We start from the raw sequence: 14,269 nt of genomic DNA, 5'->3' as shown, positions 1-14,269 counted from the left end.
CCTGGAACGGGCATCGGTGAGCAGCGGCGTCTAAGCAGGCGCGTGCGACGGTGCGCGTTGCAGCGATGGACGAGAACGAGTACCGCTGACCGTCCGAAGCATTAGGCGGTAATGTGAAAGAGAAAAACAACCAAACCCGCGAAGTCGATAGGTTAGCAGCCTTAACCATCCATTTCGCGGGAACCAAATCGTCTAGAAAGGGAAGATATATATGACGTATGTTAAGAAGCCCGACCCGGTCGACGTGTGTATCGTGGGGGCAGGTGCCACCGGCGGCACTACCGCAAAGGTTCTGGCAGAAGCAGGCTTGAAAGTAGTGGTGTTAGAGAAAGGTCCCCGGATGAAGCCGGAGAACTTCTCGGGTGATGAACTTAAGTATGTTAACCGGAACTACCTTTGGCCAGACCCGAAGATCAGCCCGAGGACTGTGCGAGCGGATGAACAAGCTGAAGCGAAGCGGTTCCAGTTTTCCCCTACGCCGCAAATGGTCGGCGGAGGTACGGTGCATTGGGCCGGATGGGTCCCGCGTCCGTTGGAATGTGACTTTAAGATGCATTCTCTGCATGGTGATATTGAGGGTGCCGACCTTGCGGATTGGCCTATCACCTATGATGACCTCGAACCCTACCTCACCAAGGTGGAGTGGGAGTTCGGTGTCTCCGGTCTTGCTGAAGCAAACAAGTATGAACCACGGCGGAGCAAAGGGTATCCTACTCCACCGTTGCAGCCGACACGGTTTGGGAAGAAATTCTACGAGGGGAGCAAGAAGCTCGGGATAAACGCGTTCCCGATTCCTCATGCCCTCATTACGAAGCCTCATAAGGGGAGGACTCCATCGAACTACACAGGGTTCTGGAATCAGTACGGCGACCCGGGAACCACTCGGTCGAGTACATTGACCTCCTTCATTCCCGAAGCCCTGGCGACAGGAAATTGCGAGCTGCGAACCGGGTGCCATATCCGTGAAGTCACCCTAAACAAAGATGGCCGTGCCAAGGGAGTCATCTACATCGATTTGGAGGGGCGCGAGGTCGAACAGGAAGCCAGCGTCGTGGTTTTATGCGGCGGTGCTATAGAATCGACGCGGCTGCTGTTGATGTCCAAATCCAATCTATTCCCGGACGGCTTGGCCAATAGCAGTGGACTGGTCGGGAAGTACGCGACTTTCCACGAATATGCGTTCGCTACCGGTCTCTTCGACAAGGAGTTGCACGATCCCCTCTACGGGTTTGCCGGTCACTATATCAGTGGAGGCTCGATGCAGTTCTACGAGACCGATGAGAAACGGGGACACATCGGCGGTTGTATCCTTGCGGCGTCACAAGTAGGACACCCCATCAACTGGGTTTTCCCGGATAGGCCGGAGTGGGGGATGGCCATGAAGGATGCGGACCGCGACTTTTACAACTACTCCATGAAGATCGGGATTATCCTTCAGGACTTGCCTCAAGAGTCCAATAGAGTGGATCTTGACCCCAATGTTACGGATGCCTGGGGGTTACCGGTTGCGCGGATCACGTACAAACCCCACTCGAACGATATTCGCATGGCGAATTGGATGGTCGACAAAAACGCGGAGATTCTCGAGGCAGCGGGGGCGTCGAAGACCATCAAAGTTGTTCCCGAAAACTCGTTGACCGGCAATACTTGCCACCAACACGGAACTGCGCGGATGGGCAACAATCCCTCCAAGAGCGTGCTGAACAAGTGGTGCCAGGCGCACGATGTCGATAACCTTTACATCCTGGATGGGAGTAGCTTCCCGACGTCCCTAGGGGTCAACCCGACGCTCACAATGATGGCCAACGCTTGGCGTTGTTCCGAATATATCGCCGGAGTCCATGCCAAGGGTCGCGAGGATCAGCATTCCATCGGGTCTAAATAGAGATTTGGAAATAGACGGATCTATTAAATTGTTGGGGCGATATCGATTTGTCAAGTTTGTTTTCCCCCCTGAATGGGGGAGCTAATGCGGAAAATTATTTTCCGAGAGACTATTCTAACAAAGGGGAGTGTGTCCCATGACAAGTAAAGCAGATTGGACCGTTATTGGGTCTCCGGTGGATTACGAGACCGACAAGCGCTTATTCTTCGATCAGCACGAGTGGGAGACGATCGAAGCCGCATCAGCCCGGATCATCCCGACAGATCATGATCCAGGCGCCCGGGAGGCTGGCGTAGTCCGATTCATCGACCGTTACATTTCCGGCATAGACTACATCTACGCATCGGCCGACGGGAGCGGGTTTCTGCAGATAGAGGGTAGAGAGGCCGACGCATGGCGGGAGCGCATCGCCGAGATGCAGGAGACTTACCGTGAAGGGATCCGGAAGCTTGACAAGATCTCTCAAGAGAAGTTCGGTACAGCTTTCAAGGATTTGAACGAGGACCAGCAGGATGAGGTTTTGGTAACTATTTCAGGGAGGCCGAAGCCGCAGCCCATTAGCCTCACTTCTACTGAGAGTGAGCACGCTACCTTTCTCCAGGGTACGTTCGACGAGGGCATGGACTTCTTCAGTGCTTTGGCGCTCCACACCCGGCAAGGGTACTATAGCGACCCGGTCTACGGGGGCAACAAGGAGAACGTCAACTGGAAGGTTATCGGCTTTCCCGGCCCTAAATCCTTGGCCGATACCAATAGCTGCGAGTTCAGCGTAAGGGATGTTTATGTCCAAGATTTCGACTGGGCCGATTTGATCCCTTTCCTGAAGGAGAAACAAGGAGAGTAAATGTTGGGGTGGAACCAGGAGCATCTGGTCCACCATGTCCTGGGTGAAACGTAATGAGTTGCTAGTAAATACGAGGATGGTTGCAATCGGCAAGGCCTCGGGCATGACTATTACAAGTCGATTTACTTCGCGTATAGGCTGCGGTGACGGTAGGTGTACTATCACCTGCCGCACTAAGCGCCGTTAGATTTGACTCCGCAGGATGGCATAGATGGGCGTTCGCTTCAAACTTCTTCCAGATTACGTTCGATTTTGCGGCAATGGCATTAAAGAAGACCTACGTCAAATAGCTTCTACAACTGCTTCTACAAAGAACCTGGAATATTCTGTTAGTTAATTGGTAGGGCGTAGAATAACAAATCCCCTGCTACAGTAGGAGGATTAAGTTTGGATGGGTTAAGAAAAACCTTATCCTGCCTCGGCGAATGCCGGGAGGCTATCAATTATTCGAGGAGGTCATGATATGCCCGACTACTTCCAGAAAGCGTGCATTTCAACAGAACTTGCACATCGGTTACTTGCTGCTGCAGAACAAAAAGCTCAAGAAATAGGTAAGTCTTTTACGATTGCGATTGTTGATGAAAGTGGTGTTTTGAAGTCATTCAGTAGAATGGACGGGGCTCCTGTAGTAGGGATTCAAATTGCTCAGGATAAGGCTTATACAGCTGCCGGCTTCCAGTTTCCAACTGATGTCTGGAACAAAATCATTAAAGATGATCCTGCTTTGGCTGCCGCTGCACAGACTGGTATAGACCGTTTAGTTATTTTTGGCGGCGGTTATCCAATCAAAGTTGATGATCAAGTCATAGGCGGTGTCGGTGTTAGTGGCGGGCATTATACTGAGGATATGGAAGTTGCTAAAGCAGCATTAAGCATCTTGGAGTAAGTTCCTTGCGGAACGATACATACGTTCGTATTGACTGGGTGTTGGGCGTACATTGAAAAACGAGAGCAACACCTGCTGAGGTGGATGCTCTCGTTCGTTTATTCGCCCTTGGAAACCAGACTTAGGAAGCGGGTGTGATGGTGATCGTTTTCTTGTTGTCGTCCCAGTGTACGTTAGCTCCGAGCGCTTCGCTGACAAACCGTAAAGGGACCAGCGTGTTCCCGTTCACTATTCTGGGAGCCGCTTCCAACGTTTGATCCTGACCCTTGATTTTGGCGCTGCTGTTGTCGATTTGAAGCCAGACTGACGTCGCTCCTTTGTTGGCTGTGACTGATTGATCGCCGGCGTTCCAGAGCACTTCAGCTCCAAGCTTCTCAAAAATAGCCCGCATAGGCACCAGCGTGTTACCGTTGACGATGACCGGCGGCTGTTCGAAGATCAGATAATCCCCGTCTACGACTACCGTAATCCAGTCATCCAGGATTAAAGGTTTAAAATCGATGCCTGTTCCGGTCAGCCTCTCCCGTGCTGCGGAAACTTCGGCAATGGTTCTCTCGCGTTGCTGCAGAATCGCATGCTTGACGTTTAACCAGGCGTCACGTATGTCTCGCAGTGACTCGTTCTTTCGGTTTTGGACACTTCGCTGGGTGTCGCTGATCCGCTTGTTCATATCCGCTTCCGCTTGGACAAGAGCCTCCGCCATCAGCTTTTCCGCCTCAGCCTTTGGCAGGTCGCCGTCGTCATAGCGGTCCATAATGCTGCCTGCGCTGTGAATAGACGATTCATCGTCAAACCGGTCCATCACGCTACCCGCCGAGTCGGGGTTCACCTCATCGTCATACAAATCCATGGCGCTGCCTGCCGAATCGGGGTTGAGTGTGTCATCATAAAGATCCGCAGCATCGCCTGCCGAATCAGGATTTAAGCTGTCCTCGAAAAGATCCATTGGGCTGCCTGCGTCGTTCGGATCCATCGTGTCCTCATAGAGATCCATCGGACCCCCTGCCCGGTTCTTGTCAGTCGTCCTCACATAGTCTCTAAATGCACTACTGCTTTCCTTGTAGCTTTTTTTCAACTGCTGGATATCGTTCTCCAGAATGCTTGTCATCCCATCGAGGTCTGCGTGCGCGACCCGCATAAGCTCGTTATAAACCGACGTCATTTGACCGTGATACGTGTCATACAAATGTCTTTCATTCTGGAGATAAGCCTTGTATATATCCCGATGTTTTTTCTCAAAGGCATGGTATTGATCGCTCATCTGGTTAATGAACGCCGTATCCGCCGCCGAGGCATGGGGGGGAACCGCGCCAAAGCTTAATGTAATAGCAAGTGAGCCGAGCAGGAGCTTAAAGGTTGTACTAGTTCTTTTCATCCTAACCCTCCAAAATAATGTTGATAAAATCCAGAACCATTTGTACTTATGTAAAATCCAACCAATAATGAATTATCATACTATAAATTCTGGAAATAAAAATGGGTATCCAGGGGGATCAAATCTAGTCAATTTTTCATGGTTTGACGATCACCTGAGGAGGTTATCCCGGGTGGCGTGCCTTTATTCCCATCCAGTGCTCGAATGCGATGTCGAATGGCGGCAATTTTCATTGACATAATTCCAAGTGCTTAAGTGAAATTTATCATGGCAGACGAAATCCCGGAGCCGCAGATGGGCCGGCAGGATCGTCAGTATGACCGGACGGCAGCAAATGGGATGAAATAGCTTAAAAAATTGCTGGAAATTGCAAATACTTTAGGAGTGCTTCTTGTTATGCTTAAGCTAGTTCCTAAATCTGGAGAGGTAGAAGGTGAGATGATGAATCGTACTTTGTCGTGAAGACATCGTAGCTTGCAGACCGCAAAATCATCAAGGAGTCCCGAAAGGAGGTAGTCGATTGAGAAAAAAAGGTTCGGTTACATATTCGCACATTCGAAAGGCGCTGGCTTACGTCCTCATTAGTAGTATGATGCTGGCCCTAATGCCGCCGATTCCGCTGGCCGCAGCTGTCGGGGAGCCGCTAGCCGTGTTCCGGGAAGATTTCAACGACGGGAATGCCGACGGCTGGAAGGCTTACGGATCGGCAGATGCCGCAAACCGGGGAAGATGGCAAGTGAATGAAGCCAGGCAATACACGGTAAACGGTTCACCCGGAGCCAAGGTCATTGCCGAACATACAAGCTTCGCCGACTTGATCTATGAAGCTGATTTTCAAGTTGGCGGCATTCATTCGGATCAGAGCGGGCTTATATTCCGGGTCACAAATGTAAGCGATAACGTTGCGGATGGCTACAACGGTTATTTCGCCGCCTTGCGCGTGGACAAGAAAGTCATGCTGGGCCGTGTGACGGGCAACAATGAGTGGAGGGAGCTCACGACAGCACCGATTGACTCCGCCAACGCGCATCTGAAGGTGATCGCGGTGGGCAACCGGATTCAAGTCTTTGTGAATGACATGAACACGCCTAAGATCGACTTCACGGACAATGACGGCAAGCAAATAACGTCTGCAGGCGCCGTGGGCTTAAGAACCTGGTGGGGAACCTCGGTGATTGACAACATTCAAGCGAAGGCCTATGCGGCGCAAACGACGGCGGAGCCCGAGTTTCTTACGACCGGCGGGACGTACGCCTCCGAGCAGCTCGTGGCGTTAACCGCAGGCACATCGGAAGCCACGATCCGCTATACGGTCGACGGAAGCGCGCCGAATCCGACATCCCCCGTCTATTCATCCCCGATTTCCATCGCAACGACGACCCTTATCCAAGCTTATGCGGAGAAGGCGGGGGAGACGGTTTCTGATGTCGTTAGCGCGCATTACGTCATAGCCGGTCAGGAGCCGGTGTTTACCGAAAACTTCGACGACGGAAATTCGTCGGGCTGGACGACGTATGCCGGTCAACAAACCGGAAGCTGGACGGTTTCGCAGGATGTTTACGCGTATCAGGCCACGAATCCGCGCGGTGACAAGGCCGTGGTGGATGCGGTGTACGCCGACTTCCAGCTGGAGGTTGATCTGAATCCGCAAGGGACGCTTCAGGACAGCGGGGTCATCTTCCGCGTAAGCGACCCGGGCCATGGCGCGGATAAGATGAACGGCTATTATGCAGGTCTGAATACGTCGGGGTTCCTGATTGTCGGCAAAATGAACTCGGCCGGCAATGGCGGTCAGGGAAGCTGGACCGGTATATCCCAAACGGTGGCGGATGTGAAGCCAAACGAATTTAACCGGCTCAAGGTCGTGGCGCTCGGCACCCGCTACTACATTTATTTGAACGGCAAGCTCGTCACCGCCTTCACGGACGAAACCTATCCGTCCGGAACGATCGGACTGCGCGCATGGAACGACAACAAGTCGGCCGTGTACGATAATGTATCGCTCTTGAGCCTGACGAAGGTGACGTCCCAAGCGAAAGCGCCGGTCTTTATCCCCGGCGGGGGGACATTCAAGGGCTCGCAAACGGTTATGATCCTAAGCCCTACACCCGGGGCCACCATCCATTATACGACAGACGGGAGCATGCCTAATACGAGCTCGCCTGTTTACGGCTCGCCGTTGACTGTCACACAAACGACCGTGCTGAGAGCCTACGCGGTGAAAGAAGGAATGCTCGATTCGTCGACGCAAACGTCTGTGTTTACGAAGGAAGAACACAGCTTTACGGAAGACTTTAATGACAAGCAAGCGGACGGCTGGACGACCTACGGCGGCGTATGGAATGCAGCCGACGGCGCTTACCGCGTGAACAAAGGCGCCGGCTTCAAGTCGGTCGCGGAAGGCACTGACTTTGCCGATTTCACCTATGAAGCCGACATTACGCTCCAAGACGGCGTCAACAACGATAACGCCGGGCTTATTTTCCGCGTAAGCGATCCGAGCAACGGAGCCGACAGCATGAAAGGCTATTATGCCGGCCTTGGGGTGAACGGCCGCGTCCAACTGGGTCGTTTAAGCAACAGCTGGACGGAGCTCGCATCGATTATGTACCCGGTGCAGCAAAATAAAACGTACCGCTTGAAAGTGACGGCTTTAGGCAGCCAAATCGATATTTATGTCGACGGCGAGCATATCGTCAGCGCAGTTGACAGCGTTTACACCACAGGGGCCATCGGCGTACGGTCGCATTGGGTGAACGCAGACTACGATAACATCCGCGTACAAGACGCAGGCGCAGTCGTGCAGCCGACCTATGATTGGTCGTGGGTGAAGGGCGCGGTATTCGTACCGACCCATGCGGTCAACCAGCTGCAGCAGTGGGATGCGTACAATCATGAGGTAAACGACCGGGAGCTTTCGTATGCTCATACGTACGGGATTAATTTCGTACGGGTATTTTTGCACAACCTGCTGTGGAAGAACGACAGTGCAAAGCTGCTCGCCAATCTGGAGGATTTTCTGCAGCTGGCCGATAAGTACGGCATCAAGGTGGAGATCGTGTTCTTCGACGACTGCTGGGACGATCATCCGGTGCCGGGACCGCAGCTGCCGCCAAGGTACGGCGCTCATAACAGCCGCTGGGTAGAGGCCCCGGGGGATGACATCAAAGCGAACTACGCCGCGAATAAGGATGATTTGAAAAGCTATGTGCAGGGCATTGTCAATGCGCATAAGAACGATCCGCGAATCGCCTTCTGGAACATCTATAACGAGCCGAGCAACGGCGAAAGCGGACTGATGGACCAAATTACGAAGCAAATCATGAACGATTCGCGGATTTGGATCAAGGAAACCGGCTCCAGCCTGCCGGTATCGTCGACGGGGGCCCAATTCTCGGGCGGCCCAACATCGGATTTTATCACATGGCATCCGTATGAATCCGATTACCCGACGCCGTTTGGCATAAGCAAACAAATTTTGGCCGATGAAACGATGAACCGGCTGACGCAATCGGTACCCGGCGTCGTGCGGCATTATGGGGACCAAGGCATCGGGTTCGTCATGTGGGAATTCGGCATCGGCCGGGATAACACCCGCTTCCCATGGGGATCGGATGTGACTCCGCTGACTTCAGAGCCGGAGGTTCCGTTCCACGGCATCGTTTACCCTGACGGGCATCCGTGGGATGTCAACGACATCAAGGCGCTCACCGGACCGGCCTTCGACACGCTGCCCGTGTTTCAGGTGAAGTACTTTAAAGACGCGAGCTTCACAACCTTGGCTAAATCTTCGATCACGCCACGTGTTGACTTCGATCTTGGCGACGAGAAAGGAACCGGCTCGCCCGATCCGACGGCGGGCATCGGCGAGGACCAATTTTCGATCCGTTGGGTCGGCTCCATCAAGCCGGTTCAATCGGGCGTGCATACGGTCTATGTCGACAGCGATCATCTGGCAGGGGTGTGGATCGGCGATACGAAGGTCGTCGACAAGACGAGCGGCGGCAGGGAGGAAGTCAGCGGCGACATCGCGCTGAACGCCGGACAAACGTACACGGTCCGCATCGAGTATGCGCATGCGGCGGGAGACGCCAGTATGCATGTGCGATGGTCCGGACCAGGCTTGGCGAAGCAGGTCATGCGGCCGGTTTATACGGGCAAAAGCGTTCAGTCGGTCATGCTGGATACGCCTTCCTTCAGCCTGAAAGCGGGCGAAACGAAAAAATTGAACGCAGTGGTGGAACCGATCGACGCCTCCAACCAGCAGTTGCTTTGGAGCTCCAGCAATACCGGGGCAGCCGCTGTCGACAGCACCGGACTCGTCCGGGGTGTGAACAAGGGCACAGCTACAATAACCGTAACCGCGGCAGACGGGGGAGCGACGGCGACCTCCGAAGTAACGGTTAGCGCCGGAACGACTTTCGTGAACCCGATCGTACCGGTTTCCGGCGGTGCGGGCGCCGCTGACCCGAGCATCGTATTCAAGGACGGCTTCTACTATTACGTGAAGTCCGACAGTGATTCGTCCCTTCAGGTCGCCAAGGCCAGGCGGCTTCAGGATATCGGCACTGCGCCGCGTGTAACGGTATACACGCCTCCGGCCGGGGAGCCGTATTCGAAGGAGCTATGGGCGCCGGAACTGCAGTATGTCAAGGGCAAATGGTACATATACTTTGCGGCGGACGACGGCAACAACGCCAATCACCGCATGTATGTACTTGAGGGCAATTCACAGGATCCGCAAGGCACGTATACGTTGAAGGGTAAAATCGCCGACGCCTCGGATAAATGGGCGATCGACGGGACCGTACTCGAGAAGGACGACGGTTCCATGTATTTTATCTGGTCCGGATGGGAAGGCGATGTCAATGAGAAGCAGAACATTTACATCGCGCCGATGAGCGATCCGTGGACCATCAGCGGATCGAGGGTACAGCTGTCCACCCCGGATCAGCCTTGGGAACGCATAGGTACGCCTTATATTAATGAAGGGCCGGAAATTTTGAAGAAAGACGGCAAGCTGTTTATCGTCTACTCGGCCAGCGGCAGCTGGACGGACGAATACAAGCTGGGTCTGCTGACAAATTTGGACGGCGATGTATTGAATCCGGCATCCTGGACGAAGTCCGGTCCTGTATTCAGTCAAGCGCCGGGCGCTTTCGGGCCTGGTCACAATACCTTCACGACGTCCCCGGACGGAACAGAGGAGTGGATCGTCTACCATGCCGACCTGAGGTCGGGCGGAAGCTGGGGCAATCGCAGCGTGCGAGCCCAGAAGTTTACATGGAATGCGGACGGTACGCCGAACTTCGGAACTCCGGCTGCCTACGGTTCGCCGGTGGAGCAGCCATCCGGTACACCGGAGGTCGAGCGCTACCACTACGAAGCGGAGTACGGCGAGCTGCTGGGAACGGCTGAAATCCGCAACAGCGCTGACGCTTCGGGAGGCAAGGTTGTCGGTCGCTTGGACAACACGGGCACCGACGGCGTAATCTTTCATGTGAATGTGGAGCGGGCAGGCACGTACTCCCTGATCGTGATGGCAGCCAATGGCACCGCAGGCGGAGCTGCGGCGCAGCACGACGTATCGGTTAACGGTGCGGCTTCTCAAGTCATCAGCTACCGCAATTACGGCTGGGAGCGCTATAACCCGACGTCGATCGATATCAGCCTGAATGCGGGCGCGAACACGATCAAACTTACCAAAAGAAACCATTTCGCGGAGCTTGACAGCATCATTCTGGAGGCGCTGGAAAGCAGCGGTTCGGCTGTTCCGGTAGAGAGCGTTATGCTCGATAAGACGGCTTTAACGCTGGCTCAAGGGGAAACCGCTGCTATCGTGGCCGCAGTTAGACCGCTTGCCGGCACGATGAAGCAGTTGACCCTGACATCGTCGAATCCGGAGGTGGCGTTAGTCACGGAATCCGTAGTCGATTCGGCTACCGGCAGCACGACCTTGTTCATTAAAGGTCTGAAGCCGGGAACGGCTGCCGTGAAGGTGGCAAGCGCCGGAAATCCGGCTCTGTTCACGGAGGCCGTAGTTACCGTACGGGGCTTGCCGAGCGAGCCTGATCTGACCGGCTTTCAGGTGGACTCGTTTGACAACGCCGCGCTGAGCGGTGAATGGTCGATTTTCCAAGAAAGCCCGGGCGACTGGAGCTTGACGCAAAATCCGGGAGCGCTGACCATTCATACGACGCCGACCGATGTATATCAGGACAATAACAGTCAAAACAACGTGTTCCTGCGCAATCCGGGAAGCGGCGATTTCGAAATCGTAACGAAGGTCACGGCGCCGATCGCCAAAAATCATCAGCAGGGCGGACTGTTTATCTGGCAGGATGCCGATCATTTCGTGAAGCTGGCCCATGTCTGGGTGAACGGAGCAACCATCGAAACGGCCTATGAGATCGGACGCAGCTACAAGAAGCCGGGCAATCCCGCTGCACATCCCGGCGGCGACACGATTACCCTGAAAATCAGAAAGCTGGGCAATGTGTATACGACGTATTATTGGAACGGGTATGAATGGCTTCAAGCCGCCGATCCGGTAACCGCAACTCTGACCGATATTAAGGTTGGTTTGTTCGCCAACAATATTGTCGCGACAAATGATCGCATCGATGCCAAATTCGATTATTTCGCGATCCGGGCCATTCAAGGCGGGGTGAAGCTCGATCCGAAAAAGGTAACGCTGCGGCCGGGCGGGAACGTGCAGCTGACGAATCTCGGCGCCAGCGGGAAGGAGCTTCACTGGAGCTCGTCGAATCCGTCGATCGCGGCCGTTACGAGCAGCGGTTGGGTTGAAGCGAAGGCACCGGGCCGTACGGTAATCAAGGCGGCATCGGTGAATGGAGACTTCTGGGATCAAGCGGTGGTGACCGTTGAAGATACCGCTCTGCCATCGGGCGTGCTGTTTACGGATGATTTCACTGACAATGCCGCTGACGGCTGGTCGACTTACGGCGGGGTATGGACGGCGGCCGAAGGGCGGCTTTCCGTGAAGGCCGGAGCCGGTCATAAGGCGCTGTTTGACGGACAGAGCTTTACGGACTTCATGCTGGAGGCGGATGTGCATATCGCCGGCGGGAATGAAGCAGGGCTTCTTTTCCGGGCAACTAGTGCAGAGATTGGAGCGGATGCGTACGAGGGCTACTACCTTGGGATCAGCGCAGCCAATCAATCTGTGGTCCTGGGCTCGAACTCGGGAGGAACATGGACGGAGCTTGCGTCCAGGAAGCTTCCGGTCGCAGCCGATGAATGGGTGCATCTGAAGGTGATCGCACGGGAGGATCATCTCCAGATTTATGTCAATGACAATCCGCTGAACGTAAACGGGTATCCGAAGTTCGATCTGTTGGAAGCTTCCCATTTGGCCACAGGCCGGATCGGCTTCCGCACCTGGAATGCGGATGCGGACTTTGACAATGTAAGGGTAACCTCGATCGACGAAAGCGGGCTTCCGGCAGGTCCGACCTACACGAATGCCGTGCTTCCGGGCGTCGCCGATCCGTTTATCCTGAAGCATGATGGCATGTACTATTTGTACGGAACGAATACGGCCGATTGGCCGAACATGCCTAACGGAATCAAGGTGTATTCTTCCCCGGATCTCGTGAATTGGACGGCGCATGACGGCTGGGCGCTGCATAAGGACCATTCATGGGGCGATAAACAATTCTGGGCGCCGGAGGTCGTCGAGAAGGACGGCATCTTCTATATGTACTATGCGGTTCAGGAACGGCTTGCGGTCGCCACCAGCACTTCGCCGCTCGGGCCGTTCGTGCAGGAGGTCCAGCAGCCGCTGCATCTGAATACGCCGGAAATCGACGCGCACATCTTCACCGACGATGACGGCAAATGTTATATGTACTTTGTCCGCTTCAATAACGGCAACGAGATCTGGGTTGCCGAGCTGAACGACGATATGAAGAGCATCAAGGAAGATACGTTGAGGTTCGTATTCCGCGCTACACAGACGTGGGAGTTGAGCCAGAAGGCACCGGTGGCGAACATCAACGAAGGACCTTTTGTCCTGAAGCATAACGGGCTGTACTACTTGACCTATTCCGGCAACCATTTCGAGAGTCCGGATTATGGGGTAGGCTATGCGACAGCGCCGACGCCTACAGGCCCTTGGACCAAGTACGCGTACAATCCCATCATGAAATCGAACGCCATCGTGCCGGGAGCGGGACATCATTCATTCATCGGCTCTCCGGACGGCTCGGAGCTGTTCATGGTGTACCACACGCACTACAAGGCCGGTACGACCGAGCCGAGAAAGCTGGCGATCGACCGTGTGCATTTTGTGCCGCAGCCGGGAGGAATCGACGCTTTGGAGGTCTGGGGACCGACAATTACACCGCAGCCGGTGCCTTCCCATGCCAAAGCACAGTCCGTGTTGGCAGGCGCAGCGTCTACGGCAGGGGGCATGGCCTTCGACCTGACCTTCGGTCTAAGCGCGGTGACGACGGTTGACTTCGAGCATATCAATGCGCTTGATGTGACCGTAAGCTTCGATCCGAGCCAGGTTGAGCTTAAGGATGCCGCAGCTTTGCGTGAAGGCATAGCGATCGTAGAGAAGAGGCTGCTTGCACCGGGCAAGGTCCGCATCTTGGCGGCGGCGCTCGGCGCCGGACTCCCGGCGAACGGCGACTGGCTCAAACTGACGTTCCAGGCGCTGCCTGTCGCGGAAGCGGTGCAGACCGTCGTTTCGGTAAGCGGCATTGCCATTGCGAATGAAGCAGGCGCCGAGCTGATGGCGAAGGGCGCCTCGCACAGTCTGCAAATTACGGCGAAGGCGGCAAGCAAGGAAGCGCTGGTTCAGGCGATCGCAACCGCACAAGCGAAGCATGACGGCGCATGGGAAGACAATCGCCATGGCGCTTATGTACCGGGCTCCAAGGCGACGCTCCAGGCTGCCATCGACCATGCGGCTGCAACGGCGGTGAACGCGGAAGCTACGCCGCAGCAGATAACCGAGGCGCTGCGGACCGTATCGGAGGCGCTGGCCGCTTTCGAGTCGAAGAGAATCGATGCCAATCTGAACGGCTCAGGCGGGATTACCGTCGGAGATCTGGCTTTAACGGCGGCGTCCTACGGCAAGCAATCCGGTCAGCCCGGATGGGATGAGCAAGCGATGAAAGCGGATGTGAACTACAGCGGCAAGGTGGACATTGAGGATCTGGTGATTGTAGCCAGAGCTATGCTGGATTAGGAATGAAGCGAAGAGACGCCCGGCGGCTGCACCTGCGGGGCGTTTCTTCGCAAATGGCA

General features: G+C 54.9%; 5 protein-coding genes. 4 read left to right on the top strand and 1 reads right to left on the bottom strand.

What is annotated here, in order from left to right; genetic code table 11:
- Positions 1-211 precede the first annotated feature (211 nt).
- The 3 genes from PVA01S_RS19595 to PVA01S_RS19585 all read left to right on the top strand — a co-directional run bounded on the left by PVA01S_RS19595 (position 212) and on the right by PVA01S_RS19585 (position 3,615).
- The gene (locus PVA01S_RS19595) at positions 212-1,885 is read left to right on the top strand and encodes a GMC family oxidoreductase (protein ID WP_127608979.1); all 1,674 of its coding nucleotides are present in this window, start codon (positions 212-214) and stop codon (positions 1,883-1,885) included.
- Between the two features lie 136 nt (positions 1,886-2,021).
- The gene (locus tag PVA01S_RS19590) at positions 2,022-2,729 is read left to right on the top strand and encodes a gluconate 2-dehydrogenase subunit 3 family protein (RefSeq protein WP_127608978.1); all 708 of its coding nucleotides are present in this window, start codon (positions 2,022-2,024) and stop codon (positions 2,727-2,729) included.
- Positions 2,730-3,192: 463 nt separating this feature from the next.
- Positions 3,193-3,615: a GlcG/HbpS family heme-binding protein gene (locus PVA01S_RS19585; protein ID WP_054799645.1), complete on the top strand. Its 423-nt coding sequence runs from the start codon at positions 3,193-3,195 to the stop codon at positions 3,613-3,615.
- A 121-nt stretch (positions 3,616-3,736) separates the two neighbouring features.
- Here the strand turns inward: PVA01S_RS19585 and PVA01S_RS19580 are convergent, their stop codons facing one another.
- On the bottom strand, positions 3,737-4,990 hold the full coding sequence (locus PVA01S_RS19580) for a copper amine oxidase N-terminal domain-containing protein (protein ID WP_127608977.1): 1,254 nt from the start codon (positions 4,988-4,990) through the stop codon (positions 3,737-3,739).
- Between the two features lie 520 nt (positions 4,991-5,510).
- On the opposite strand from PVA01S_RS19580, the gene PVA01S_RS19575 reads away from it, so the two are divergent.
- Positions 5,511-14,210 (top strand): family 43 glycosylhydrolase, encoded by an 8,700-nt coding sequence (locus PVA01S_RS19575; RefSeq protein ID WP_127608976.1) that lies wholly within the window; start codon positions 5,511-5,513, stop codon positions 14,208-14,210.
- Positions 14,211-14,269: the final 59 nt, after the last annotated feature.

The sequence above is a fragment of the Paenibacillus validus NBRC 15382 genome (assembly GCF_004000985.1).
GTDB classification, from domain to species: domain Bacteria; phylum Bacillota; class Bacilli; order Paenibacillales; family NBRC-103111; genus Paenibacillus_G; species Paenibacillus_G validus.
Note: the sequence above shows the minus strand (reverse complement) of the source record. Positions and strands in the feature narration are given on the sequence as shown.

Coding starts and splice junctions, on each gene's coding strand:
- PVA01S_RS19585 (WP_054799645.1), top strand. CDS start 3,193: ATGCCCGACTACTTCCAGAAAGCGTGCATTTCAACAGAACTTGCACAT.
- PVA01S_RS19590 (WP_127608978.1), top strand. CDS start 2,022: ATGACAAGTAAAGCAGATTGGACCGTTATTGGGTCTCCGGTGGATTAC.
- PVA01S_RS19595 (WP_127608979.1), top strand. CDS start 212: ATGACGTATGTTAAGAAGCCCGACCCGGTCGACGTGTGTATCGTGGGG.
- PVA01S_RS19580 (WP_127608977.1), bottom strand. CDS start 4,990: ATGAAAAGAACTAGTACAACCTTTAAGCTCCTGCTCGGCTCACTTGCT.